This is a genomic window from Alteromonas sp. 76-1 (assembly GCF_900654235.1).
Classification (GTDB): domain Bacteria; phylum Pseudomonadota; class Gammaproteobacteria; order Enterobacterales; family Alteromonadaceae; genus Alteromonas; species Alteromonas naphthalenivorans.
On the sequence record NZ_LR136958.1, the window covers coordinates 2,773,096 to 2,798,217 of the forward strand.

31 protein-coding genes are annotated in these 25,122 nt (G+C 43.1%); 16 read left to right on the plus strand and 15 right to left on the minus strand.

The features are described from left to right. Positions 1-20: 20 nt before the first annotated feature. Positions 21-1,328, minus strand: coding sequence for a ribonuclease J (locus ALT761_RS11995; protein ID WP_442858127.1), 1,308 nt, complete (start codon positions 1,326-1,328; stop codon positions 21-23). Between the two features lie 166 nt (positions 1,329-1,494). On the opposite strand from ALT761_RS11995, the gene ALT761_RS12000 reads away from it, so the two are divergent. Next, on the plus strand, positions 1,495-2,142 hold the full coding sequence (locus tag ALT761_RS12000) for a YceH family protein (RefSeq protein WP_129738993.1): 648 nt from the start codon (positions 1,495-1,497) through the stop codon (positions 2,140-2,142). Here the strand turns inward: ALT761_RS12000 and ALT761_RS12005 are convergent. The 4 genes from ALT761_RS12005 to ALT761_RS20635 form a co-directional block, all read right to left on the minus strand. Further along, positions 2,139-2,369 (minus strand): DUF2789 domain-containing protein, encoded by a 231-nt coding sequence (locus ALT761_RS12005; RefSeq protein ID WP_013783682.1) that lies wholly within the window; start codon positions 2,367-2,369, stop codon positions 2,139-2,141. The two genes, ALT761_RS12000 and ALT761_RS12005, sit on opposite strands and share 4 nt — an antisense overlap. A gap of 65 nt (positions 2,370-2,434) precedes the next feature. After that, positions 2,435-2,785, minus strand: a complete 351-nt coding sequence (locus tag ALT761_RS12010) for a DUF2750 domain-containing protein (RefSeq protein WP_057791259.1) — start codon at positions 2,783-2,785, stop codon at positions 2,435-2,437. A gap of 13 nt (positions 2,786-2,798) precedes the next feature. Then, a complete protein-coding gene (locus tag ALT761_RS12015; RefSeq protein ID WP_013783680.1) occupies positions 2,799-3,638 on the minus strand; it encodes a LysR family transcriptional regulator in 840 nt (279 codons plus the stop codon). A gap of 128 nt (positions 3,639-3,766) precedes the next feature. Then, positions 3,767-3,934: a hypothetical protein gene (locus ALT761_RS20635; protein WP_172602882.1), complete on the minus strand. Its 168-nt coding sequence runs from the start codon at positions 3,932-3,934 to the stop codon at positions 3,767-3,769. Positions 3,935-4,321: 387 nt separating this feature from the next. On the opposite strand from ALT761_RS20635, the gene maoP reads away from it, so the two are divergent. Both maoP and ALT761_RS12025 read left to right on the plus strand, forming a co-directional pair. Continuing rightward, the gene (gene maoP / locus ALT761_RS12020) at positions 4,322-4,681 is read left to right on the plus strand and encodes a DUF413 domain-containing protein (protein ID WP_126873397.1); all 360 of its coding nucleotides are present in this window, start codon (positions 4,322-4,324) and stop codon (positions 4,679-4,681) included. Between the two features lie 269 nt (positions 4,682-4,950). Then, positions 4,951-5,694 carry a PRC-barrel domain-containing protein gene (locus ALT761_RS12025; RefSeq protein ID WP_129738995.1) on the plus strand — a complete coding sequence of 248 codons (744 nt, stop codon included), beginning with the start codon at positions 4,951-4,953 and terminating at the stop codon, positions 5,692-5,694. Between the two features lie 85 nt (positions 5,695-5,779). On the opposite strand, the gene ALT761_RS12030 is transcribed toward ALT761_RS12025, so the two are convergent. Next, entirely contained in the window at positions 5,780-6,115 is a 336-nt protein-coding gene (locus ALT761_RS12030; RefSeq protein WP_172602883.1) for an ArsR/SmtB family transcription factor, read from the minus strand. Positions 6,116-6,303: 188 nt separating this feature from the next. On the opposite strand from ALT761_RS12030, the gene ALT761_RS12035 reads away from it, so the two are divergent. Both ALT761_RS12035 and ALT761_RS12040 read left to right on the plus strand, forming a co-directional pair. Then, positions 6,304-6,654: a rhodanese-like domain-containing protein gene (locus tag ALT761_RS12035; protein ID WP_129738997.1), complete on the plus strand. Its 351-nt coding sequence runs from the start codon at positions 6,304-6,306 to the stop codon at positions 6,652-6,654. Positions 6,655-6,727: 73 nt separating this feature from the next. Next, positions 6,728-7,663 (plus strand): LysR family transcriptional regulator, encoded by a 936-nt coding sequence (locus tag ALT761_RS12040; protein ID WP_129738999.1) that lies wholly within the window; start codon positions 6,728-6,730, stop codon positions 7,661-7,663. Positions 7,664-7,736: 73 nt separating this feature from the next. Here the strand turns inward: ALT761_RS12040 and ALT761_RS12045 are convergent, their stop codons facing one another. Then, positions 7,737-8,342, minus strand: a complete 606-nt coding sequence (locus ALT761_RS12045) for an exopolysaccharide biosynthesis protein (protein ID WP_129739001.1) — start codon at positions 8,340-8,342, stop codon at positions 7,737-7,739. Between the two features lie 9 nt (positions 8,343-8,351). Then, positions 8,352-8,495, minus strand: coding sequence for a hypothetical protein (locus tag ALT761_RS20640; RefSeq protein WP_172602884.1), 144 nt, complete (start codon positions 8,493-8,495; stop codon positions 8,352-8,354). Between the two features lie 422 nt (positions 8,496-8,917). Here ALT761_RS20640 and ALT761_RS12050 point away from each other — a divergent pair, with 422 nt between their 5' ends. The 9 genes from ALT761_RS12050 to ALT761_RS12090 all read left to right on the plus strand — a co-directional run bounded on the left by ALT761_RS12050 (position 8,918) and on the right by ALT761_RS12090 (position 16,580). After that, positions 8,918-10,249, plus strand: a complete 1,332-nt coding sequence (locus tag ALT761_RS12050; RefSeq protein ID WP_129739003.1) for a sigma-54-dependent transcriptional regulator — start codon at positions 8,918-8,920, stop codon at positions 10,247-10,249. 18 nt (positions 10,250-10,267) lie between these two features. Next, positions 10,268-10,492 (plus strand): hypothetical protein, encoded by a 225-nt coding sequence (locus ALT761_RS12055; protein ID WP_126873402.1) that lies wholly within the window; start codon positions 10,268-10,270, stop codon positions 10,490-10,492. A gap of 4 nt (positions 10,493-10,496) precedes the next feature. Next, positions 10,497-12,011, plus strand: a complete 1,515-nt coding sequence (locus ALT761_RS12060; RefSeq protein ID WP_129739005.1) for a sensor histidine kinase — start codon at positions 10,497-10,499, stop codon at positions 12,009-12,011. Further along, positions 12,001-12,453 carry a response regulator gene (locus ALT761_RS12065; protein WP_013783668.1) on the plus strand — a complete coding sequence of 151 codons (453 nt, stop codon included), beginning with the start codon at positions 12,001-12,003 and terminating at the stop codon, positions 12,451-12,453. The genes ALT761_RS12060 and ALT761_RS12065 overlap by 11 nt, the downstream gene beginning before the upstream one ends. A 156-nt stretch (positions 12,454-12,609) precedes the next feature. After that, on the plus strand, positions 12,610-14,595 hold the full coding sequence (locus ALT761_RS12070) for a response regulator (protein ID WP_129739007.1): 1,986 nt from the start codon (positions 12,610-12,612) through the stop codon (positions 14,593-14,595). A gap of 255 nt (positions 14,596-14,850) precedes the next feature. Next, a complete protein-coding gene (locus tag ALT761_RS12075; RefSeq protein ID WP_013783666.1) occupies positions 14,851-15,168 on the plus strand; it encodes a hypothetical protein in 318 nt (105 codons plus the stop codon). Positions 15,169-15,171: 3 nt separating this feature from the next. Then, complete coding sequence (locus ALT761_RS12080; RefSeq protein ID WP_129739009.1) at positions 15,172-15,684, plus strand: hypothetical protein; 513 nt, start codon at positions 15,172-15,174, stop codon at positions 15,682-15,684. Between the two features lie 56 nt (positions 15,685-15,740). After that, a complete protein-coding gene (locus ALT761_RS12085; protein ID WP_129739011.1) occupies positions 15,741-15,998 on the plus strand; it encodes a hypothetical protein in 258 nt (85 codons plus the stop codon). A gap of 30 nt (positions 15,999-16,028) precedes the next feature. Beyond that, positions 16,029-16,580: a CC0125/CC1285 family lipoprotein gene (locus tag ALT761_RS12090; protein ID WP_129739013.1), complete on the plus strand. Its 552-nt coding sequence runs from the start codon at positions 16,029-16,031 to the stop codon at positions 16,578-16,580. Positions 16,581-16,660: 80 nt separating this feature from the next. On the opposite strand, the gene yfbR is transcribed toward ALT761_RS12090, so the two are convergent. Next, complete coding sequence (gene yfbR / locus ALT761_RS12095) at positions 16,661-17,314, minus strand: 5'-deoxynucleotidase (protein ID WP_129739015.1); 654 nt, start codon at positions 17,312-17,314, stop codon at positions 16,661-16,663. A 255-nt stretch (positions 17,315-17,569) separates the two neighbouring features. Here yfbR and ALT761_RS12100 point away from each other — a divergent pair, with 255 nt between their 5' ends. Then, positions 17,570-17,746 carry a DUF1328 domain-containing protein gene (locus ALT761_RS12100; protein WP_041452796.1) on the plus strand — a complete coding sequence of 59 codons (177 nt, stop codon included), beginning with the start codon at positions 17,570-17,572 and terminating at the stop codon, positions 17,744-17,746. A gap of 54 nt (positions 17,747-17,800) precedes the next feature. After that, positions 17,801-17,995, plus strand: coding sequence for a hypothetical protein (locus tag ALT761_RS12105; RefSeq protein WP_083820183.1), 195 nt, complete (start codon positions 17,801-17,803; stop codon positions 17,993-17,995). Positions 17,996-18,058: 63 nt separating this feature from the next. Here the strand turns inward: ALT761_RS12105 and ALT761_RS12110 are convergent, their stop codons facing one another. The 6 genes from ALT761_RS12110 to ALT761_RS12135 form a co-directional block, all read right to left on the minus strand. Further along, a complete protein-coding gene (locus ALT761_RS12110) occupies positions 18,059-18,274 on the minus strand; it encodes a hypothetical protein (RefSeq protein WP_013783659.1) in 216 nt (71 codons plus the stop codon). A gap of 1 nt (position 18,275) precedes the next feature. Continuing rightward, the gene (locus tag ALT761_RS12115) at positions 18,276-21,302 is read right to left on the minus strand and encodes a DUF349 domain-containing protein (RefSeq protein ID WP_129739017.1); all 3,027 of its coding nucleotides are present in this window, start codon (positions 21,300-21,302) and stop codon (positions 18,276-18,278) included. After that, a complete protein-coding gene (locus tag ALT761_RS12120; protein ID WP_129739019.1) occupies positions 21,292-21,585 on the minus strand; it encodes a YeaC family protein in 294 nt (97 codons plus the stop codon). Before ALT761_RS12120 ends, ALT761_RS12115 begins: the two co-directional genes overlap by 11 nt. Next, a complete protein-coding gene (locus ALT761_RS12125) occupies positions 21,582-21,911 on the minus strand; it encodes a zinc ribbon domain-containing protein (protein ID WP_013783656.1) in 330 nt (109 codons plus the stop codon). Before ALT761_RS12125 ends, ALT761_RS12120 begins: the two co-directional genes overlap by 4 nt. 198 nt (positions 21,912-22,109) lie before the next feature. Continuing rightward, positions 22,110-23,768, minus strand: coding sequence for an alanine/glycine:cation symporter family protein (locus ALT761_RS12130; protein ID WP_129739021.1), 1,659 nt, complete (start codon positions 23,766-23,768; stop codon positions 22,110-22,112). Positions 23,769-23,869: 101 nt separating this feature from the next. After that, positions 23,870-25,000, minus strand: a complete 1,131-nt coding sequence (locus ALT761_RS12135; protein WP_129739023.1) for a M14 family metallopeptidase — start codon at positions 24,998-25,000, stop codon at positions 23,870-23,872. Positions 25,001-25,122: the final 122 nt, after the last annotated feature.

A 25,122-nucleotide genomic window follows, 5' to 3' on the forward strand; every position in this document is an offset into this window, starting at 1 on the left:
CTCGCTTCCGTTTAACTTCATTAGTCTTGTTGGACAGGAACTCGCCCAGTATTAATAACTTGCCGCCGAATACTTGGTTGAGGTGCTAGGCGATACAAATCACCGTTTTGCCCCACGTAGTGTTTTTTCACCCCACATTCTTTAGCTATCATCGCGTGGGCTTTTAAGTGAACCTCTTCACCGTGTACAGGAATAGCAATTTGAGGTTTTACCCAGTGATACATGAGTTTAAGCTCTTCGGCGCACGGGTGACCGCTTGCATGAATGGGCAGTTGGCTGTCTTCGCTCATTATTACTTTAACACCTCTAGCACTAAGCACACCGTTTACTCGCTTAATACTGTCTTCGTTACCTGGTATAGCAATAGCAGAATAAATGACGGTATCGCCTTTATCTAACTGTAAATGGGGGTGGCTGTCGTTAGCAATTCGAGAAAGTGCTGTATTTTTCTCGCCCTGACTACCCGTTGCCACGGCAAGCACTTCATTTGGTGGTAAGTACCCTAAGTGAAACGCATCAGCTACTGGCAAATCTACTGGCCAAATGTCTTGCTGGCGGGCAATGCTGTACATATTGATGAGGGAACGACCGTACAGTGCGATGTAACGCCCTGTTTTTTGGGCAACCCTAGCAAGGGTAATTAGCCGCGCGATATTACTCCCAAAACACGTAACGACTACCCTGCCCTGCAGAGGTTTAATTGTACTCAACAGACCGTCGTAGCAATTGCGTTCAGATATTGAGAAACCCGCTTTCGTTGCATTGGTAGAATCTCCCACCATGGCAAGAATACTTTCCTCCCCTAGGGCGCGATAGGTATTACTATCAAAAGGCTTACCGGTAATTGGCTGGGCGTCAATTTTCCAGTCGGCAGTATGTAAAACCGTGCCCGCCGATGTGGCTATTTTTAACGCATATGGTTCGGGCAACGAATGGGTTACCGATAACCAACTAACATCAAAGGGCCCTAGTGTCAGCGTTTGCTCAGAAGCTATCTCTACTATAGGTACTTTATTGATCAATTTTGTTTGTGCAAGTTTGCGGCGCAACACTTCGGCAGTAAAAGAGGTGGTATAAATGGGGCACTGAAACCGCGCCCACAGATAGGGCAATGCGCCCACGTGATCTTCATGCGCATGAGTGATAACAATACCGGCAATATTTTCTTTTTGTGCTGCAATGAAGGTGGGATCTGGTGCAACTACCCTATGATGGGTTTGCTTGTTTGTGCCAGAATAGCGATAAGGCGGAATAAGCGGTTCGTCGAATGATACCCCGCAATCTACCATTAACCACTTGCCGTCATGCCCATACAGGTTCAGGTTCATGCCTATTTCCCCAGTTCCCCCTAAGGGTAAAAACCAAAGTTCCTCTTTTTTCGGCGTTATCAAACCTTAACCACTCCTTTAACTGCTTTCAGGTTAGAATATAAAACTTCCATGAGAGTTGTTACTATACTTTCATACGTAAATACTTAAAGACCGAATATTTATCATGACCACGACGTTATCTGAAATGGAAGCACGTGTTATTGGTGTATTACTTGAAAAGTCAGTGACTACGCCTGAACAATACCCTTTGTCCCTTAATGCACTCACCAATGGATGTAACCAAAAAAGTAACCGATTGCCCGTCACCCAGTTAACTGAAGACGAAGTCATTAAAATACTTGATGGATTGAAAGGTAAACGAATTGTTCAAGCTTCATCTGGCTATGGTAGCCGAGTAGACAAATATTCCCACCGTTTTTGTAATACTGAATTCGGCGACATAAAACTTAGCGACCATCAGCAAGCCATTATCACCGAACTTTTACTTCGAGGGCCGCAGACCCCTGGCGAATTGCGAGGGCGGTGCCAGCGATTAGCGCAATTTGCTGACATCAGTGACGTAGAGGCAACCATCAGCAGCTTACTTGCTTACCAGCCGGATGCGCTTATTTACTCGTTACCAAGAGAGTCTGGTAAAAGAGAGATACGCTATAACCACACATTTTGTCAGCTAGGTGAGAACAGCAGTGCCAGTGAAAGCACAGACGACGATACCGATACCGTTGAAACACTGAAGGCGGCTCTACTTCAAGTAAAAGCCACCCTTGCCGACCTAGAATCGAGAATTAATGATTTAGCATCAGGCGACTAGTGCAAACGTACGTTGAGTTGGTCAATAATTTCAGCCCAATCAGCGTCGTCTTCGATAGCCGTTTTCAAGAAATCCGCTTGGCTTTCAGACCAAAACGGCGCTTCGAAAATATGTTGGCTCTTATTTAAGCCTTTGTGCGTTTCAATAAAACTTTCTATCGCTTCATCGCTACTAGCTAGCCCTAACTGTTCAAACAAACTGCTCATAGTCGGTTGTTCAGTAAACATGGTAGCTCCTCTTCAATCATGATAATCCGTTAATATTGAAACGCTAGAAGCAAATGATGGGATCATTAAATTTGCTGTGCAAATTCCTCTGGTTCCATCACTTCGCCTTCTTCTCCTGGTACCGGACAAACCATAACCGTAAGATTGTCTTGTGTCATGCCGCCCACCCATTTGGTAAGAAAGTCTTTAGTTGAGATTTCCATCGCTTCACAGTCTGACCAATCTTCAGTTGCCCACAGCAAAGCAAGAGATGATTCTGGCCATACAGGAATGCCATCTTCATCGTCTGTCGTTAACATCACGCAACCATGTTCATCTTTAAGAATGAAAAGCTTGCCCGAGGTTTTAATTAGTTCAACGCTGGCTTCTAAGCGTTCGAACGCATTCATTTGTAATAATGGGTGTTGAGTCGTCATAATTTTCTCTTTGCTATTTGGCTGGGTGTATGGCCGATACACTTGTAATTAAGGCTTCAAGCCCTACACGCCTAACTTGTTTCATGGTGTGAAGGTAAACTTTCATGGTGATACCTTCTAAAGGCTGTATTAGTGAAATTGCGATAGTTGGATCAAGTTGATTTACCGCTCCTTCAGGGAGTACAGCAACACCACCTTCATATTGTAGGTTATTAAGGGCTAAATTGAGTGAGTTCGTACGCAGTTTAGCATCACGAAGCTGAGGGTATAACGTCAGTAACAAATCTCTGGCTTTGCTACCCCAGTCAATAGCGACAAACTCTGCCGCGTCTACCACATTACTACCTTCACCAATTCGGTATAACCCTAATTGGTTTTCTAATAACACTTCACTTTTAACTTCTTCTGACTTGAGCGGCTCGGTTGAAAACGCCAAATCGGTTACCCGTTCGTGTAATTGACGAGACAGCCCATCAAGTGAGAGTACTTCTGCTTTAACAGACCAGTCGGGAAAGGTATTGTGAAGGTGACTTAAGGTGGTTGGCAGCATTAATTCACTGGCTAATTGCGTTGCCCCGCACACTACGTATTCAGAAGATTGAATTTGCAGTTCTTGCTTGGCTTCATTTAACGTGCTGCATAGCTGACGCGCATACGGCAACAGCTTTTCACCAGATTGGGTTAGCTGAATACTGTTGCGCTGGCGTATGAAAAGCGTGGTATGAAAGTATTCTTCTAACAACTTGATCCGCGCACTTACCGCAGATTGCGTTAAATAGAGATTTTCAGCTGCTTTGCCAAAATGTCGGGTTTTTGCAACTTCAATAAATGTGGTGAGAAAGCGTATATCCATGCTTCTTACAAAACCGATAAATAAGTGATTGTAAACTGTCACAGATGATACGGCATGTAAACACAAAAGCACAGCAACGCACTGCTATAAAAGCAGTGCGTTGTATTTATTTTCAACTAAGAAGCGTATTAACTACCTTCGTGCATTAAACGGCGCTGTTTCTCTCGACGTTGTAAGTCACGATTTTGTTTGTTTTTTACGCTTTGGTGGCGCTTTGTGCCCACCTTCTTGGTGTGAAAGTCTTCCTCTTCTACCGAGTCCAATTCTTCACTTTGGTAACGATAGTCTTTACTCATGTCTATCTCTAGGTTATTGCCACGTCGTCATTATTGTCTTGGCACCAAAAATAGAAAACGAATTTTTATCATCGTTGCGACAATAATTTTTTATAGTGGGTTTCATTCACGTATTTCGCTTCATCCCTTCAATTCCCCCACGTCCAGCCACCTTTTCACTGCCGAATCCAAAAAATAAAAAATTATATCTTATTCATGGCCTTAGATAAAAATAGAAGAAAATATCTTTGGAAAAATACACTTTTTACACCCCATAAATTCGTACATATTTACACTTTGTGTTTTCCAACAAAATTTTTTATTGATAAGGAAAAAATGTTTTGTTTTATGTTCTGATTCTTTTGTCTTAAAAGTTCGCTTGAAGACAACTCAATGCTGGGTACAACCATGAAAAATTTATCAATTCGCGTTTCTCAAAAACCTTTTATAGATAGACAAAAATTTCCTTATGGCTTTCGAAAATCTGGCGATTTCAGTATTGGTGAGGCAGATATACTAACCGGTTATGGAAAAACCCTGCTGGCACTGGAATGCGGAGAGTTAACACCAGAGACGGATGATGAGCGTCATTTTGTAGATTTTGTTAGTGGTAAAGTGGATGCTGACAATACTATTGAGCGCACCTGGGCCAAGTATGTACGCTTATCTCGAGGCAAGAAGCACTTCTACACGTTGCATAGCACCGCTGCGAGTAATCAGTCAGACTACGATGAAGATTACAGTGACGAAGCATTTGACGTAGCGTAATTTTGCGTTCGATTTATGTATAACCAGCTCGGTGGAAATCGTGCTGGTTGCTTTTACTTGTGATATTTCCCTCGCTTTTTGCCGCTTTGTTGATCCATATCTAGATTGCGTCCGAACAAATCTTTGCATATTTGTAATGTTCTAACAGATGGTTCTATATTAATAACTTAGCTTTGTGAAATTGCTATTTTACGCAAACCACGCTGTTGAGAAATAGTAGAACAATATCTAATGAATTACCCAAGCCTGAAGGCAAAGGAGGCGCAGCGATGATGGTGTCATATAAACAAATTAAACATTTTTCAATTCATGCTACCGATAAGGACATAGGCGGCGTACGAGATATACTTTTTGACGATAAAGATTTTGTCATTAGATATGTAGTTGCCGATACGAATACATGGCTTCCACTTAGCAGGAAAGTGGTGATATCACCTATTTCAATCACCCGATTGGATCAGGAAGAAGAAACCGTTGATGTTTCCATGACCTCAGACACGCTTAAAAATAGCCCATCTATTGACGAACACAAACCGGTTTCTAGAGAATTCGAAGAAACACTATTTCGTTACTTTGGCTATGGCTATTACTGGATTGGTCCTGGTGCGTGGGGCGATTTCGCTCACCCTAATCAGCTAGCGGATCCTGAGTTAGCCGCTATGGGTAAAGAAGAGTTAGACAATAAACCTGAAAATCACTTAAGAGCTTGCGGCGAGGTCAGTGGCTACGAAGTGGCAACCCAAGAAGATAACGTTGGGCACATTAGCGATTTTGTGTTTGATATTGAAAGCTGGCAAATTCAAATGCTAGTGGTAGATACAAACAATTGGCTACCGGGTGGTAAAAAGCTCGCGGTACTGCCATCAGACATCAAGAGTATTGATTGGTCTTCCCATAATGTCTCTGTCGACCTAACCCATGAGGGATTGATGGCTAGACCGGAGGTTGACCTTGATAAACTAGGCGACGCTGCATACATAGAGGCTTTAATAGCGAACGCGAAACTTGTCTAGCGAGGTAGAGTGCCTGTCGAGCGCTAGCGGTTAACTACCTTTAAATAACTTAGATTTAAGTAATCTCTGTTTAAATGAAACTAGGTTAATCATTCTGAGCGCAAAAGAACTTGTGAAGCAAACCGATGGTTTGTTTCACTCTTTCGTCGGCTAGTCGATAGTAAATAGTTTGTCCGTCACGGCGTGTAGCCACCATTTTAGACTCTCTTAATAGTGCCAGATGCTGAGAAATCACAGGCTGAGAAACGTCTACATGGTCTAACATCTGAGTAACAGATAACTCTTTGTCCACTAAAGAGCATAAAACCATTAAACGGGTTTTATTCGCCAACTGCTTTAGATAGAGCTCGGCTTCCATTGTATATTGAGCCATTTCACTCGTATCAACAGATAGATTATCAACGGCAAGATTATCAGTCATAACAACTCACTTATAAATTTACGTAGACAGGATACCAACCCGCCACCTTATACTAAAGTATACTACTATAGCAGCGAACGCCAAAACTCAATGTCACTTTTTTATAAAATATATAATGAAAGTAGGTGGTAGAAAATATAGCGATTTCCTTATATAGTAAACTCATCATTATTCTTCAAGGTGCTTAAATGTTAATCGATATCACTACTAGACTTGCCAATATCCCTTTTCCCCTTCGTTGTATAACAGCGAAAGAAGCGATGCAGGAAATATCTTCTAATCACGGTTTATTACTTGATGTTCGTGAACCCGCAGAGGCAGCATCTAGCCCTGTGGAAGCAGCATTAAATATTCCTCGTGGCATACTTGAGATGAAGGTTATCGAAAAATGTAAAGATGCCAAGTTTCCCATCTATATTCATTGCGCCTCAGGCATTCGCGCCAAATTAGCTGCCGAACAGCTAATGCACATGGGGTATGACAACGTGAGCGTAGTAACCTGTTCAATAGGCGATATTAAGCAAGCCACCGACGCATAAGCGCTGACAGCCTCAGGCAGCTTGTGGTATAACCGCACTATACAGTGACGGAATAATCGATTAGAGCTCGCGGATGTTAAAATCTACATTAGAACAATGGCGCATGTTTAAGGCAGTGGTAGATGCTGGAGGCTTCAATCAAGCTGCCGCATTAGTGCATAAGAGCCAGTCTAGTGTACATCACGCGGTTCAAAAGTTAGAAAATGCTATTGGCGTTGTACTGTTTGAAAACAGTGGGCGCAAGGTAAAGCTATCCCCTCAAGGGGAGTTAATGTATCGGCGAGCGGCGTTCGTTTTAAATGAAGCCCAGAAATTAGAAGCGGTAGCGGCTAGCTTACAAGCAGGAACCGAAACCCTTCTCCGTATCGCCGTTGATATCATTTTTCCATCCGATTTACTTTATAATGTATTGAGTAAAGTCTCTGATGAATTTCCTCTGCTACGTATCGAGATTGAAGAAACTGTGTTGAGCGGCGCAAACTCTTTGCTTGATAGTGGCAATGTGGATATTGCGATATCACCCTTCCCCTACCCCGGCGGATTCAGTGAAGATTTGTGCGAAATAGACTTTGCTGCCGTAGCACATGTTGATCACCCTCTGCACGCACTCGACCGCGCCTTAACACTAGAAGATTTAAAGTCACATCGTCAAATAGTGGTAAGAGACTCATCTGCTGAGCGTAAAGTTGATGCTGGTTGGCTTGGCGCCGAGCAGCGCTGGACGGTTAGCCATATTAGAACGTCGGTAGATATGATTTCTCAAGGACTTGGATTTGCTTGGCTACCTATCGCTATTATTAAAAAAGAATTAGAAGAAGGGCTATTGGTACCACTACCTCTTGGTAGCAATGGCGGTTTACGCCGCGCAATGCTTTATCTCACATTTGAGGATGGTGATGGCTTAGGACCAGCAGCCAGAAGCTTTATCGGTGAACTTAGATATCAATCGATGCAGCTTCCTTCTGCCGATGGCATGCTTGAACAATGCGTAGAGTCTATACAAAGGTAACGTAGGCAATAGCAATTTACTTATCGCGAAGCTCTACGTAACGCATTGACCTAATAATAAAAACCCAGCAGCCTTAGCCGATACCTAGCGCTATCTGTTGGCCACCGTATAAAAATCCAAATAAGGCGATAGATAGCCCAAATAGTGCTACTGCGCCGTCATCCGTTGCCATACCAATAGCCATAATCAATACAGCAAACGCTGGTATTAAGCCCATAAAGGGCACTAACTCTAGTGGCACCATCAACAAACCACACGCAGCACAACTTAGTGCTATAAGCGAACGGAACACAGGTTGGCGCATAAAAAACCAGCGCGGCATTAAGAAACGGTCAAATCGCACCGCCACAGGTTTCATTTTATTTACCAAAAATTCTATTCGCTCTGCATCCATTTCAATTTTCATAATGGTAGCGGGAAGCCACGGATGACGTCGACCGAGTAAAATTTGCATTGCTATCAGTAAAATTGTCACACCGGTAATGGTGGGTACACCAGGAATAGCCCCTATGGGCGTTGCCGCAATAAACGCAGGCAGAGCCAACATGGGGCCAAATCCCCTTTTTTCCATTGCATTCCAGAACTCGGAAAACGCCATGACGTCGGTGGTGTTTTTAGGCTGCATTTTTCCCAACAACTCATAAAGTGTCATTGACCTTGCGCCAGTTTCCTTAAACATTTTCATTCCCTATTTATGGCTTAAGACTAATGCCTTATTTCCATCGAAACCTATGCGTCTTGGGTGATAGCGAAGCGCAATACGCTTTTGGTATTCCATCAAAAATTCAATTAGGTCAGCAATATCACCGTGTACAACGCTTTTATTTTTCACTAACTCAACCGTAAAAATCTGAGATTAATTTTTCAGAAGAATTCTCGTAAGCGGTGAATTTTCGCGTTCGGTTGCAAAGCGACTATGCGATAAATAATGCGATAACTGTGCCACTGAAGTTATTCGCCGTTCAAATTTATGCATTTTGGTAGCGATCGGCACAATATGTGCTTTATTAGCTAAAGATATGTCATTGTGCGGATTGTATTTAGCTAACCCCTTTTAAGTGATGCGAGGATCGCATTATGAGGTCAGCCCGAGATATTGCTGCGCTTTTCAACCAAAGTTGAGTATGAATGCGACAACGTCTACGTTTGAATGTAATAATGCACAAATAATTATAAAATCAGGTCAATTTACCCCCCAGTGCGCTGATCTAAGCAATCAGGAAGGGATTGATCATTTAAAAAAGGGATATTCAAGTGTTAACTGTTTTGCTTGTAGATGATGATGCCGAGTTTACCGAGGTGGCCTGCACTATTATTGAGTTTCTCGGTCACGAAGTGCTAACTGCTGCCACATTAGGTGAAGCGCGTGACTGGTTAAAGAAAGAAACTTTCGATCATGTATTACTTGATTTCATGTTGCCAGATGGCAGCGGTGCGCACTTGTTCGATGAACTTAACGCGCTTCCCAAACGCCCACGCATTACCCTTATTACCGGACACCCATCGGTTAAAGGCGTCATTAAAGGTTTGTGCGGCCCCAATATTGATTACCTTGTTAAACCTATTCAACGTGAAGACATTGAAGCAGTATTAACAGGAAAACCTAAAGTCGCTGAAGATACCAGCGAAAAAATTGAAAAGCATTTCGATTTGCTTATTGGCGAATCTGCGCCAATGAAAGAACTTTATAAATTAATTGAAAGAGTGAGCAGAACGAGTGCCAACGTTATGCTACTGGGCGAAAGTGGTGTAGGTAAAGAGGTGGTTGCAGCTGCTATTCACCGCGCGTCACAAAGCGAAGGCCCTTACGTAGTGACTAACTGTGGTGCCTTTTCAAAAGAATTAATTGGTAGCGAACTATTTGGCCACGAAAAAGGTGCCTTTACTGGTGCAGTTGGCCGCAAAGAAGGTGTTTTCGAACAAGCTGAAGGCGGATGTTTATTCTTAGATGAAATCACCGAAATGCCTATCGATATGCAGCCAAATTTACTACGCGTATTGGAAAACAAAGTGGTTATCCGCGTTGGCGGTACTAAAACTATTCCGGTTAATTGTCGCGTGGTGTCAGCCACCAACCGAACCATGGAAGAGATAGCGCAAAGCAAAGTGTTGCGTGAAGATATCTACTTCAGACTTGCCGTATTTCCAATCACCATACCCACGTTGCGCGAGCGCAAAGAAGACATTCCTTTGTTAGCGAAAACCTTTATTGAAGAATTTAATAAAGACAATGGGTCTAAGTTTAGTTGGCAAGAAAGTCAGCTAAATACATTACAAGCCTATGACTGGCCAGGTAACGTTCGTGAATTGCGCCACTTTGTTCATCGTGCAGCCATTATGAGCGACCCGACAAAACAAGTAATAGAGCTTCCTAAAACGATTGAGTCGCCTTTTGCTAAAAAACAAAGTACAGCGCCAGCACTTCAAGCGGGACGTACTATTGAAGATGTCGAGAAAGAACTTATTTACGCCACGCTTGAGAAGGTAAATGGGAATAAAACCATGGCCGCTGACATGCTCGGCATAAGCACCAAAACTTTATACAACCGACTTCACGCGTATGGTGATTTGGTCAAAGAAGACTAGTAAGGCAGGACAAAAGTTATGACTGAAGATGAGTTTGCCCGATTAAGCACTTATGTACACGATGCACGCAAACCCCTAAATCGCATTTCTATGCAAGCTGAATTGGTAAAAATGGCGCTTAATGGCGAAGTTCCCGCCCAAAAAGCGATGGCAGCATTGGATAAGATAATAACCAGTGCTAAAGATTGCAGTGACTCCCTTTCTGAAATGACTTCAGATTTTGGCGACACATTATTGGATTGATGTAATGCTAAACAAAGTTTTGTCTTCGCTATACAGCTGGGTAATCATGGTGGTATTCGTGATTGCTATTATCACTGCGAATTCATTTTATGTGGTGCAAACCCTTGATGACTTATCAGCATTGGAAGCGCGTTTATTTACCACTAGTCGCGTGATAAGCGCGGTGAACAAGTTGCACGTGGCCGTATTGCGCGCCGAATCTGGTCAGCGTGGTTTCCTTCTTACTGAAGATGAAGCTTATCTGGAGGAGTACACACAGACACTGAATAACTTCACTGCCCTTGCCGATGAAGTTGAAGTGAGCGCGCTTGCGTCTGATTTGCCGGAACAATCAGAACGGATTGATAAGCTACTCGCCCTAACCCGCGTTAAAATTAACGGTATGGTACGTATTGTAGAGCTAGTTAGAGTGGGTGATTTAGATCAAGCCTTCACGTTGCTTGAAAGTGATAAAGGTCTTGATTTATATAACGACTTTGAAAACATGTTCGAACGCATTGATTCCTCAGAAAGAGATATTCAAGGTACGCATTTAGCTAGTTTGATGAAGCTAAGACGTGACTCAGTGAATACGCTACTAATTTCATCAGGTACCACCCTGTTTCTTATTATCTCAATCTTCTTGTTGTTAAAAGCCAACATTCGAGAAAATGAAAAGCATAAAGATACTCTGGTAGACGTTAATGAAGACCTAGAGCATAAAATATCTGAACGAACCCAAGAACTACGAATTTATGCCGATGAGTTAGCTCGCAGCAACCGTGAACTTGAAGACTTCGCGTTTGTGGCCTCTCACGATCTCCAAGAGCCGCTTAGAAAAATTCGCGCCTTCGGTAACCGATTAGACTCTGGCTACAAAGATGTGATGGATGAACGTGGACAAGACTTCCTTGCCCGTATGCTTAACGCAGCCGAGCGTATGTCTATGTTGATTTCTGACCTTCTGTCTTTTTCTCGGGTTTCTACACGGGGTAAAGACTTCGAACAAGTGAATGTCGGTGACGTTATTGATGGTGTACTAGGTGATTTAGAAATAGCCATTGAGGAAAAAGGTGCCAACGTTATTGTGCAAGACATTCCTACTATTCGCGCGGACAAATCACAAATTGATCAGCTGTTTCTAAACTTATTGTCCAACGCGCTAAAATTTCAAACCGCTGATAAAGCACCTCTTATTGAAATTATAGCAACACCACCAAGTGAAGCTGATATGAAAGACATACTGTTAGCCGATGAGTATGACTGGATAAAAATTCAAATCTCAGATAACGGCATTGGCTTTGAACAAAGTTTTGCAGAAAAGATTTTTGCCCCGTTTCAACGCTTGCACGGAAGAAGCGAATACAAAGGAACAGGGATTGGCCTAGCGGTATGCCGGCGCATTGTTGAACGACACAATGGTCAAATTTCGGCAAAAAGCTCGCCAGGGGAAGGCGCAACCTTTACTATCCTTCTGCCAACAAACAGCGAGCCTTTTGGCTCTCTAAATAATCATGGAGATATCGCACATGACGCGTAAACAAACCCAACCAATTAATATCCTTATGGCAGATGACGATGAGGACGATCGTCTATTAACTGTAGACGCACTAAAAGAAAGCCGTGTGTTAAACAACTTATTTTGTGTTGAAGATGGCGTGGAGTTGCTTGAATTTTTACGCCATGAAGGTAAATACACAGATGCTAGCAAAGCCCCCCGCCCTAGCCTAATTCTGTTAGACCTTAACATGCCGCGAAAAGATGGCCGAGAAGCGTTACAAGAATTAAAAACCGATCCTAAATTACGTGGGATCCCAGTGGTCATCTTAACGACATCCAAAGAAGAAGAGGACATGCTTCGCGGATACGACTTAGGCTGTGCTTCATATATCACTAAACCTGTGAATTTCGAGGGACTTGTCGAGCTTATGCGCGCGCTAGGTCGCTACTGGATTGAGTTTGTAGAATTGCCACACGATTAGTCGAATCTTATTAATTCAATTTACGTAGAGATGAGTCCAATGTAGGACTCAGTAAGTTATTACTCATGCTGCACGGCGCTAACCATTAGTGCCGCTATGTGTTAAAGCGCTTGTTATTTAGCGCTACGTTACGACCAATGTTTTATGGAGCGCACAGTGACCGAAGTTATCCGGGTTTTACTGATTGAAGATGACGAAGATGATTATTTTTTAACATCGGATTATTTACTTCAATGTGAAGAACCCCGTTTCCAGCTTACCTGGGTAACCAACAGTGCTGACGCCATAGACGCGTTACAGCGTCGAAATTTCGACTTGTGTTTACTCGACTATCTACTTGGCGCAGAAAACGCAGTAGACGTATTAGAAGTGCTTAAATCAAACCAATTCAATCTTCCTGTTGTTATTTTAACCGGTCAATCAGACTCACAAGTTGACGAATTGGTGATGCGAGCGGGTGCAGCCGATTACCTGCAAAAAACAGAAATCGAGTCGCCCCGGTTTATGCGCACCATTCGCTACGCCATGGTTCGACGAGAGATAGAAAACGAGCGATTAGAAAGACACAAAGTTGAACAACAGAACAAAGCGAAAGATAAATTTCTAGCTCATTTAGGCCACGAACTTCGCACCCCGCTTACGTCTATTTTAGGTTACACAGAGCTGCTATTAGACGACAAAGGTAATGACCCTTTGGCCCAAGAGCTGTCTATTATTTATTCCAATGGAAAACACCTACTTAGCCTGTTAAATGACCTTCTTGATATGTCTCGCATTATGGCGGATAAACTTGAGCTTAATATCAAAGAAGTGCATCTAAGCCCTTTCCTTACTGATATTCATTCATTAATGCGATTAGCAGCAAAAGATAAAGATCTTGTTTTCGATGTGATTGCAGAAACCAAGATACCTGAAGTGATTGAAACCGACCCTACCCGTTTGCGCCAGGTGTTAATCAACTTAGTCAGTAACGCTGTGAAATTTACCGATACTGGCGCCATAACCGTTACCGTAGAAGTTCGTCCTCCAGCACCAGGAAAAGCCAATGAAAGGCTACACTTCATTGTTGAAGATACCGGCATTGGCATGCCACCGGATAAGCTAGAGAAAATCTTTCAGCCTTTCGAGCAAATCGAAGATATCATGCGTGCAAATCATGGCGGTGCTGGATTAGGTTTGGCAATAAGCCGAGAGCTTGTCGCCAAGTTAGGCGGAAGCATTAGCGTAGATTCGGTGTTTGGCAAAGGCAGTCGCTTTTCGTTTTCTATCGATCCAGGTGACATTAGCGAACAAAGCCGTACCCAACTTACACTTAAGCCACCTAGCAGAGCTGAAGCCAATAACTTAGATTTACAGGTTACTGGCAAGGTATTGATTGTTGATGATATTCGTGAGATTCGTCGCTTAACAGGTCATCTAGTCAGTCAATGTCACGCTACCGTCGCTTATGCAGAAAACGGCGTTAAAGCATTAGAGGCTGTTTTACAAGCCGAAGAAGATAACGAGCCCTTTCATTTAGTGTTAATGGATATTCATATGCCGGTTATGAATGGTATTGAAGCCCTTCATGCCATAAGGCGGCATAAGAGCAACGTACCTGTTGTGGCCGTTACCGCCGCGAGTCGCAAAGGGTTAAAACAATCTTTAATGGATGACGGGTTTAATAATGTTATTGGCAAACCTATTGAAAGGACGTCTCTCACAGAGGTGCTCGACCAGTATTTGGTGCGCTCTCAAGGTCCTGCCGTGTCGAAGATAGAAACCGTTAAAACAGTGACGCAAAGTACTCAGCCTCAACCGACGGCTAAAAAAATATTAGTGATAGAAGACGACGAAGACGCAGCTGAATTATTACAATTATTTTTGGTACATCAAGGCCACGATGTTATTACGGCCAATACGGGCGCAGATGCTATCGAGCGTATGAACGAAGTGGTATTTGATCATGTATTAATGGATTTAACCCTTCCCGACTACCATGGATATGACTTAGCCGCAGAGTTAAATCAAATTCAACCCAAGGCCAAGCTGGTTATTGTCAGTGGCAATGAGCCAGATAGAGATACCATGAAGCATTTAGGAGTTAGCCAGTCGCTCTTAAAGCCTGTGAGTAAAGAAGATTTAATCAGTGTGGTGTCATAAAAACAACACCTCACTAATAAGTTAGCTGCGACGAGTAGCTAACTTTTCCCTCCGCAAGCCTTTTTAACTTCTAACCGATTACGAAATTATTACACGGCCTACCTTGCAACTCTTACCTTAAATTGAATGCTAGCGTATCCGCCAAAACAAAACTAAAAATAAAACCTTAACAAATCAACAACTTAAATACTTTTCAATGTTGGTATAAGCGTTGCAACTCTCTATGTGCAATCTAGCAAACTTAAGGAGAGTACTATGGCAACACAAACTACTACGCCAAAAACAGCGAAAGTGAATAGCGTAACCGAGCCTAGTCACCCAGTCACGGATCAGTTAAAAGAAACACTTCATTCGTCAGTTGATAAACTGGCTGATAGTGCGGCCGTAGCTGAGGACAACATTCGTAATACGGCAAGTCGTTCTGCGGACAACATGTCTGAACGAAAGCGTTTAGCTGAGCAAAAATGGCAGTCATCTGGTGTACGCAAGTATGCTATCGAGAACCCACTAGCCACTGCTGGTATGGCATTCGCAGCAGGTATGTTAGTGACTTCATTATTTCGCAAGAAATAAAGCATGAAACCTTTACCAGATTTTCGTAGTGCCACATACACGCTGAGCAGCGAAAATCCGTTTCGCCTGACTTCTCCGAGAAGTCAGGCGACATTTCGCATTCCCAAGCAAAGTACATCTGGCGCGTCAACCGAGTCGTCTAACGACATTCCCCCAGACATTTCGTTTGAAGAGGCACTTGCTTCTTTTAAAGCGCTTTACGCACAGAAAAAATATCAAGGTTTTGCATTAATCGACCTGATTAACGCTGAACTTCAACTCATTACCAAGTCAATTTTTGTCAGTATTTTCGGCGCACTTACCGCATTTGCATTAGGTGGCTTTTGCTGGATTTTACTCAATTCCTGCATTGGCTTAGCCATGCACCATGCTGGCATGCCTGCACTAGTCATTATGATTATATTACTACTGGTTAATAGCGTATTAAGTGTCGTGGCATTTATGCATGCACAGAGTGCATTCCGTTTTATTAATCTAAAACGGCTTACCACATTAATGCAGTCTTTAACCAAGTAGTAGCAAACTCATTACGGCATTGCCGTCGGACAGCGTAAAACTAAGGAGCACTTATCATGAATATTTTTCTGAAAAAGAACTTAGAGGATATCAGGCAGTGTCAGCATAATTATTTAGCCCAAAAACATCATGCTGAAGAATCATTTGAGGAGGCTAAGCGAGATTGTCGTCTGCTTATGGGCAAACCTGAAGTATTATTAGGTATTGCTGCTGCTGGGGCTTACAAAGGTATCAATACTGACGCTCCAAAGAGCAAAAGAAATCAAGCTATTATGACTTTTGTGCGCACCACCGCACTTTCGTTCCTAAAATAATAGTCATTACAATTAATACTAGGAATTACCATGCGCTTACCAACAAAAATGAAAATAGCGGCTTTAGCATGCAGTTTATTTGTTACCGCTTGCACCACTACACCTGTTGCCTCGCCAACACCCTATAAATCGGCGGTCACTAAAGAAGGTTACGGGTATTCAAGCGTTCAACTAACTAACAACGAATACCGAGTATTATTCAAAGCTACAGATCGCACTCCAGCAGATGTTATCCAACAATTCGCATTACGCCGAGCCGCGGAACTCGCTAACAAACATAACTATGAATGGTTGGCTGTTATCAAAACCGACGTTGATAAAAAACCTGTCATGGCCAGAGCGGTAACCCACAGTACGGATGAGCCCCAACCATTTGCGACTAATCAGCAATGCACCATGTCAGGGTGTACCGAGGTGGCACAACCTGCACCAGGTCAAGGGCAGAACACGGTGACGCAGACACAGATTAACGACATTTATTTTTCTGTTCTGGTAAGAATGAGCAATACCCAAAGTAGTTTGGGAAAGAACGCTATATCTGTTTCAGAAATTCTCGCTGACCAAGTAGATAAGGTTAAGTAAGCGCGCTTCAAACAGAAATATTTTTTGATGAAATGACCGCCAAACGGCGGTCTTTTTGTTTACAGCGCATAATACTTTATTTAATTTTGCTCAGAATCTAAATGTAATGTGTTGGCTCGCTCTACCCAATCAAGATCTTTGGTTTGTTCATCCAAGGTCCCCTTGGCATCTTCTAAGAAAACCTTACAAAAGTACTCTACTGACTGAAACCTTTCTCGGTACTGCTTCAATTGCACTTCCATTTCGTACATGGCGTTTGAAAATTCTGAATTGGATTTCGACAACTCATAATCACATTTTAGGTACGCGCATAACACATCAGCGGCTTTAGCAAGTCGTACATGAATATCATCTTTATCTTGTTCTATTAAAGGCTGGTAACGCTTCTGTAGAGGCTCAGGCAAGGTTTGTATCAGCATTGCCTCAAACCTACGCTCGAGTTTTTTTATGGCCGCAGTAGTTTCTGGGTCGTGGTACTTTACAGGACTTGGAATATCACTCATACCAGCAATCTCGCTGCCTTCATGGAAAATAGCCATGGCAGCGACTCGATCGGGATCAACTGCTTCGTTGAACACGTCCGCAGCTATCGCACCTAACATGTGAGCGACCATAGAGGCTTCGTAGATGTGCGTAGACAACATCTCCTCTTGAAACTGTGCCATTAAAGGCCATCGCTTCACATTTCTTGCCCGTTGCATCAAACCTATAAATGCGGAGTGAGTTTTCGCCATTTTGCGCCCTTTAAAATTACCAGAGTTAAAAATTGATAGTAGCATTTGCACATCGGGAATGCTGCCTTGCTTCCTAAGCCCCCCGCTATGTAAAAAGTGCAAATGCTATGTAAACCTTGTTTAGCTAACGAAGACATTACCGCACAAAAGCAGTGAGATCTTACATCAAAGACATATAAATCATACACTTAACATTCAGGCACGGAGTTCGCATTAATAACTATGTCAGTAACGGAGCAAAAAGAGGATTTAGCTATGTTAGGTTGGGCAATTACTTTTTTCATTATCGCCATTATTGCAGCAGTTTTTGGTTTTGGCGGCATCGCAGGTGCAGCAACAGGTATCGCACAATTTTTATTCTTTGTGTTTATCGCCTTACTAGTCATTTCACTAGTCGCGAATGCCTTGCGCGGTCGGTCACCACGAGCATAGATTTAACACACATTTAGATATTTTTAGATACTTTTAGGAAACAGGAGAATGGACATGATCTCACAGAAATCATTATTGAAACTTTTAGCAGCTGGTACATTTGCACTAACACTTGCCGCATGCGGTGATAACAACGCAGAAGATGCAGGCGAAGAGCTAGACGAAATTGTAACAGATGCAGGCAACGCAGTAGAAGATGCTTGTGAAGATGTTAAAGAAGGCGCCGACGCCGAAGATAAAGACTGTTAATACTCGCTTTATCACGAGAAAAGCTGATGGACCTTGTCCATCAGCTTTTTTTTATACTTCTTTTTATACTTCTTCGCCGCCAAGCTCTCGCGCTAAATCGTCTAATTCTGATAGCGTTCTATCAAATTCATCTACCGCATACCGGTAAGATACCAACACGTGACGATCACTACGTCCAAACTTTACGACCAGTGAATCAACATCCATGTGTTTAACCGTGTTGATAAAACGATATGCCGTCATCTCACTGGCAAAACCAAATTCAACTTGGCTTTTCATCTTAAGCAACTACCTCTGGATTGTTATCCAATACATTTACTATACGTTCAAGTAAATGCGTTTCTTGGTCATTAACTTTCCCATGCGCAATCCAATCTTCTAGCAACTGCGCAGGAGATAGGCTCTCGCCCTTCTCTAGTTTCGCTGTCATCATGGTTAGCTGGACATTGGTTCGCATGCTGCTATCGCTCTCAGGGCTAGGCAAATCAGTAGCGGCTTCTAACGCCACGGTTAACCAATGTCGACTTTGTTGAACAGGTGTAGGTTTAGACAGTGCAGACTTCCATCGCTTTTTAAGCATGTCGGCATCATCATCACTGATGTTAGTAATGTCTCCTGCTCGCAGGCTCTCACTCAACACCGAAATAACCGATTGGGCACGTTGCTGTACCTTGCGAACCTGGCGCTGCTGAGCACGTATTTGCTGCTGCTTTTGAATACCGGTTATTTTCTTATCGAGTTTTGCACGCATTGCACCAGGCAACTCTTTCGCACGCGATTCGATATCCTGTATTGAAGTAGCAATCGTCGATTCATCAGATTCCGAGTCAATAGCATTCAATTGAGTAAAAAGAGTATTAAAGGTTTCATCAAATGCTGATGACTGTGCCTTACGTTGATCTTTTAAGCGTCCGAATAATGCATCGTTTGCTAAGCGAAACTCACGCCACAATCGGCTTTCATCACGCTTACCGGCATGGCCTATGGCTTTCCAACTGTGTTGCAGCTGCTGCGCTGTTTCAGTGGCGCTAGCAATATCTTCCTCTGCTAACAGCGCTGAGGCTTGAGCAACGAGTTGCTGCTTCGCTTTTTTATTCATCACATGCCACTGATTCACTTTAGTTTGCAGCGGGCTGATGGTTTTATTCCAACGTTGCTTTAACGACTCGTATTCACGCTTTTCAACCTGACCACACTCATGCCACTGCTTAACGGTTCTATCGAACAGTTTAGCCAGCACGGCTTCGTCTTGTGACAAATCGATGGCAGCAACTTGTTCAATTAATGACTGACGAGCTTTAAGCGCTTTTTCACGTTCAGCATCTAATGCCGCGTAATGCTCGCGACAAGGCTGAAACGCAAGTTCTAACGCGGCGTCGAAAGCATTTTGAAGCGCGTCATCGTCACTGCCAGCGCCTAACGAAAGCCACTGCTGACGAAGATAACGAATGGCTTCACCACGCTGTTTTATATCTTCGACGGGAGTTGAAGCTAATGTCTGCGCTTCCTCTACCAGTGCTGGTTTTCTAGGTGCTGCAATATAATCTTGCCAGCCTTCGAGATGAGCAATATCTTCGGCAGTTTTCTCAAAACGCTTAGCCAATTGTTTCTTTACATTCTCAGGCATAGATTCAAAACTTGCAGATAGCTTTTCAAACTTGGTAATAGCCCCGCGAAACTTACCTTGGGCAATTAAGTTATCAACCACACTGATTTGCTTTCTGCACTGGCGAAGCGCCTGGTCTACTTCTGCTTTTTTTGCTTGTTTTTTCTGACTGAAAATACGCGAAGCTGCATGCCAGCGCTTATTAAGGGCGCTTGGTACTGAAATAAGTTCATTGCGTAAGTCGTGATACTTTTCACTTAACGCTTTAAACTCGGCTTCGATTGAATCTGGGGCTTTATGGCTAACGTCATCATTTTGGACAGCGCTATTAACGGCGCTACTTTGAACGGTGTTATTTAGATTAGTGCCATTTTGAACAGCTTCGCCTTCAACAGATTTACTTTCAGTTGCATCAGTGTTTACAGCTTTGGCCGCTTCAACAGTTTGTTCTGTGAGCACTTTCTCTTTATCGTCTTGCCCACTTGTTACTGGTTCAGAAGGCGTAATTGCGGTGTGTTGTTGCTTAGCTTCTTCTGCAAGGGATTCTTCCGCAAGAGATTCTACTTGAGACAAACAAATCAGAAGCTTTTGACCGTACTGCTGTTGCATCGAAAAAGCTTCTAAACTGTTGTTTAACGAAGCTATTCCAGTACGTACTTCGTCAAGCAGTTTAGCGCTGCCACCTAATGAAGCCATGTGATCTGCGCTTACTTCTAATGCGCGTACCGACTCATTGACTACCGCTACATCAGCAAGGGTCGCCTCACACAAACGCTCACCATAGAGCCAATTAACTTGTGTAGTGGCATGCGATAAATGCTGCTTACAAAGGGCTTCAATTTCGGCTTTTTCTTTTGCCGCTTTTTGCGCTTCCCACTCAGGTCTAATACGCGATAGGTGACGTGATACCTTTTCGCTAATACGTGCGAATTTAGCGTCTACCGCCGTTTCATCTTCTGAACTCAATATCGATGAATCTGTCATTAAGTCATTATATTCACTTAACAATTCAGCTTGACGCTTGTCAATATCTTCAACGTCTGATTTATCAACCAGCGCTTGATATTTAGACAAACACAAAGTCACGCGTCGCATTAATTCAATAGGCTTTTCGGCTTGCGCTTTCAGTACTTGAAGCTTTGCAGCTATAGCGGCGTGAATAGCATTATCTCTGCATTTCTTTTCCAGCTTTTGCAGCACACTACTATCTTCAATAGTGGCCAAAATAGACTGTTGCAGTGCGTTATCTGCATGATGAAGAAAAATGGTTTGGGTAAAAGCTGGCTTATCGACTTTGTGAAGCAACGTCATGACAAGATTATTGTCTGCCAATAGACTTGGGTCATTGACCAATACAGTCTGAATCAATTCACCATTGGCACTTTCACGCAAAAATGACGCTTTTTCATTCGCGTTTATGGTTACATCACCCTGTCCCATCAAGGCTGCCTCAACGGTGCGTTCAGCAATTTTTTTCACCTTCGCATGGTGGGCGCTTTGTGACATTTTAAGCCACAATACAAACGTGTTTAGTTTGTTAAGGGCTGCAAGGCTGACATCAGCATTGGCATCGTTAAATGCTAATTCATGTAAAATCGTTTTGTCTGTGGGCTTTTCCGGCGACAGGTTTTGAATAGCTTCCAGTCGTTTTTCGGGATTCTGACTGGTGTGAGAAGGAGCAAAGAACCGACTAAATATCATCCTGTTTAAACCGCGCTATAGTGTTGTTATCATCTTCTTGCTTGGAAAGTGCACGTTTAAAATCTGATTTACTTTTATGCACTATTTCGCCGCTTTCATTAACCGTCATATGTTCCGACGATTTCTCTATTTTTGCTTGATACAGCATGACTGCCTGCATACAGCTGGCCTTCTGCTCTTCACTTAACGGCGTACCATCAAGCCATTTACCGGTTTCCACCGATTGACGCAGGCGTTCATACACCTCAGGCGTCATACTATTTAGTAATACTTCTATATTCATGAACGAAAACGTTTAATAAGTACAATTCTTACGCGGTTGACAAGATACCACACGAAGCCTGCAATACTGGCTACAATAGCGAGATTATGTTGCAAGTCGCCGGGCCTTGTTCCGCCCCAATACATAAAACCGAATCCCGCCACAAATATGATCATGGCAATAAGCGATTGATTTTGAATGCTCTGTAACTTTTTGAATTTTTGTAGATTTTTCTTACGTTCAATATCTTCTGAGGAAGCATCGCCTATCTTGAAATCACAATGTGGGCATATTTTTGCTTTGTCAGACGTTTTCTTATTGCACGATGGGCAGTCAACGAGTGCCATAATTTGCTCCTGTAGGAATGATGCAGAAATAACCAGGTAGCATTGGTTTTAGAGGTGAGTATTTTACGTATTGAAATGCGTATTGCAAAGCCTATTCAAAGGCAGATGAGCATTAATATAATTTAATTGAAATTGTGGTGTGAAAGCCAAACTTAAAAGGCTACCACGTTGGCCTGCACACCACGTTCACACTAGCGATTATTTTTTGTGTCTAGACCAATAATCGTCAACGGTTTCTTTCATTTCTTTACAGAGCAGCACAATACCAAATAGGTTAGGTAAAGTCATTACTACAATGGCCACTGCCGACAATGCCCATACCAAAGTGGTATCAGAAAACGCAGCCCATACAAAGCCAGCTACGTAGATAACCCGATATGGCATTACCGAACGGGGACCAAGCAAGTACGTCATCGCTCTATCACCATAATACGACCATGCAATGGCTGTAGAAAAAGCAAACAGCAGAAGCCCGATAGATACTATGTATTGCCCAAACTGCCCAAAGTAACCACGGGTAAAGGCGATGGTCGTTAGTGCAGCTGAGTGCACCAAGGATTTACCGCTCACTTCTAGGTTATCTCGTACGGGTTTACCCTCTTCAATTTTAAGTGTACCGGTAAATAAATCTTCGCTGCCTATGTTGTATTTAACATCTTCAGCAACTGAGCGTGAATTCAGTAAGGTAAATCCGTCGCTAACCGCAGTGCCGTTCACTACTGTGATGCTACCTGTGTACGCTGTTATCTCATTACCTTCTACGTCATTTAGGTAACCGTAAAGCTTATCGACATCGGCTTGATCGCTATCGTCATATTGGCCTTGAACAAAGAGCATGTCAGAACGATCGAATACGTTTTCATGCTTTTCTTTCCATACACCAGAAGACAAGATAACCAAACCAGTAACCGTACAGATAATGATGGTATCGATGAAAGGTTCAAGTAGTGACACCATACCTTCAGACGCAGGCTCTTTTGTTTTAGCCGCAGCATGCGCAATTGGCGCAGAACCCTGCCCCGCTTCGTTTGAGAACAAACCACGGTTTACACCACGGTTAAACGCATACGCAAGTGATGCGCCTAGGAAGCCACCTGCAGCAGCAGATCCTGTAAATGCATCTTTAATTACCGCGGTAAAAGAAGGAATAATATTCTCAACGTTTGCGAAAATAACCGCTAGTGCACCAATAAGGTAAATAACCGCCATTACCGGCACGACTCGCGCAGTAAAGGCTGCAATGCGTTGAATACCACCAAGGATAACGAGCGCTAGTAAAATGCCTAGCACGCTACCTACTGCCCAAGGCTCGAAACCAAATGTGGCTTCAATACTTTGCGCAATACCGTTACTTTGCGGCAAGTTACCAGTACCGAATGAACTCACTACCGTGGCAATGGCAAAAGCCACCGCTAGCCATTTCATGTTTAAGCGTCTGTCCATGTAATACATGGGACCACCCGCCATGGTGCCATCTTCGGTTTTCACACGGTATTTGTGAGAAAGGGTAACTTCAACGAATTTCGTAGTCATACCTAAAAAGGCCGTTACCCACATCCAAAATAATGCTGCTGGGCCACCTAAGAATATGGCGAACGCCACACCACTGATATTACCGGTACCCACCGTACCTGATAGCGCGGTAGTAAGTGCGCGAAAATGAGTGGTATCACCTGGGTCGCTCTCTTTGTCGAACTTACCGGTTACCACTTGCCAAGCGTGTTTGAAAAAACGAATTTGAGGAAATTTAAGGTAGATAGTGAAGAAAAGACCTACACCTAGCAATACGTAAGGAAACCACCCTGCGCCGCCTAAAAAACCATCCAGTATGACGAGAAAACTATATAACCCTTCCAAGGTATCACCCCTTTATTATCTTGTTGTTATGATTTCTATTATTGTATTTATTAATAAAGCCCCGATGAAAAGGGGCTTTTTTGTGATGCTAATTTAACGTATTAACCATTTAACTTCTTTACTACGGCATTTACGGCAATAAGTAAATCCTCACCTAGCTGTCTGCTGCGCTGAACAGACCAGCCATAAATTTCATCAGGCACATCGACATTGTCTTTGAATGGCATTTCAACGGTGTAAGACATGCAGTTAAACTTCTCACCTACTGCATTTGCTGCCACGGTTAGGTTCCCCTCACCTGGCGCGTCTTTATCGTATCCAAACTCATCTTGAAATTCTGGCGTTGCATTTAGTAGCGCATCTTTAAACGTATTTTCTAGCGCTTTAATTTCATCAGAATAACTTGGATTACCTTCACAGCCTGCCACAAAATTGTACGGCAGTGCTTCATCACCGTGCAAATCGACAAACATATCTACGCCTATGTTTTCCATTGCGTCCATGACATAAAGTACTTCTGGGCTTTTATCAGCGCTAGGCGTAGCCCACTCGCGGTTTAAATTGGTGCCTACCGCGTTGGTGCGCAAGTGACCCCGTGCGCTGCCATCAGGATTCATGTTAGGTACTACATAAAACACAGCGTTATCCAGCAATTGTCGCGCCAGTCCGTCTTGCTCATCTAGCAAACGGTAAATTAAGCCTTCCGCACACCACTCGGCCATCGTCTCACCTGGGTGCTGTCTGGCAGTTACCCATACTTTTTTCTTGTTCGGGGTTTCTTCTCCAATCACTAGCATGGACATATCGCGGCCATCTAGTGTTAAGCCTAGAAAACGATGTTCACATAGCAGTGACATTTGCGCATCGTGCACTAAATCTAAGTGCCTTTCATAGCTGTAAGGAATGAAGTAAGCGAAATAAACACTAGGTTGTTCGAGTGTCAGAGAGAATGTGAGGTTATCGCCATCAAACTCGCTGGGGATACGAAACCAGGTTTGGCGATCGTATGATGCAAGCACATTGTAGTCTTTCCAGCCATCTGGATACGCCGACTTTGCTAAATCAGTTAAGGTCATTGTGTGGGTAACAAACGTCTCGCCAACTAAGCGAAAATGAAACCACTGGGCAAACTCAGATTGATTATCTTTTGGAATGGCAAGACGGATGTCTTCAACCGATTCAGCGCTTAACACGTCAATGTTGCCGCTATCGAATTGACTAGAAATATGCATAAACTGTCGTTTCTCTTCTTAATTTTAGCGGTAATTTAGCATAGTCAGTAACACAAATACCATGTGCCAATGCGCTATTTATGCCTCTTGGCGGCACGGTTTTGTTTACACAAATAAAAAAC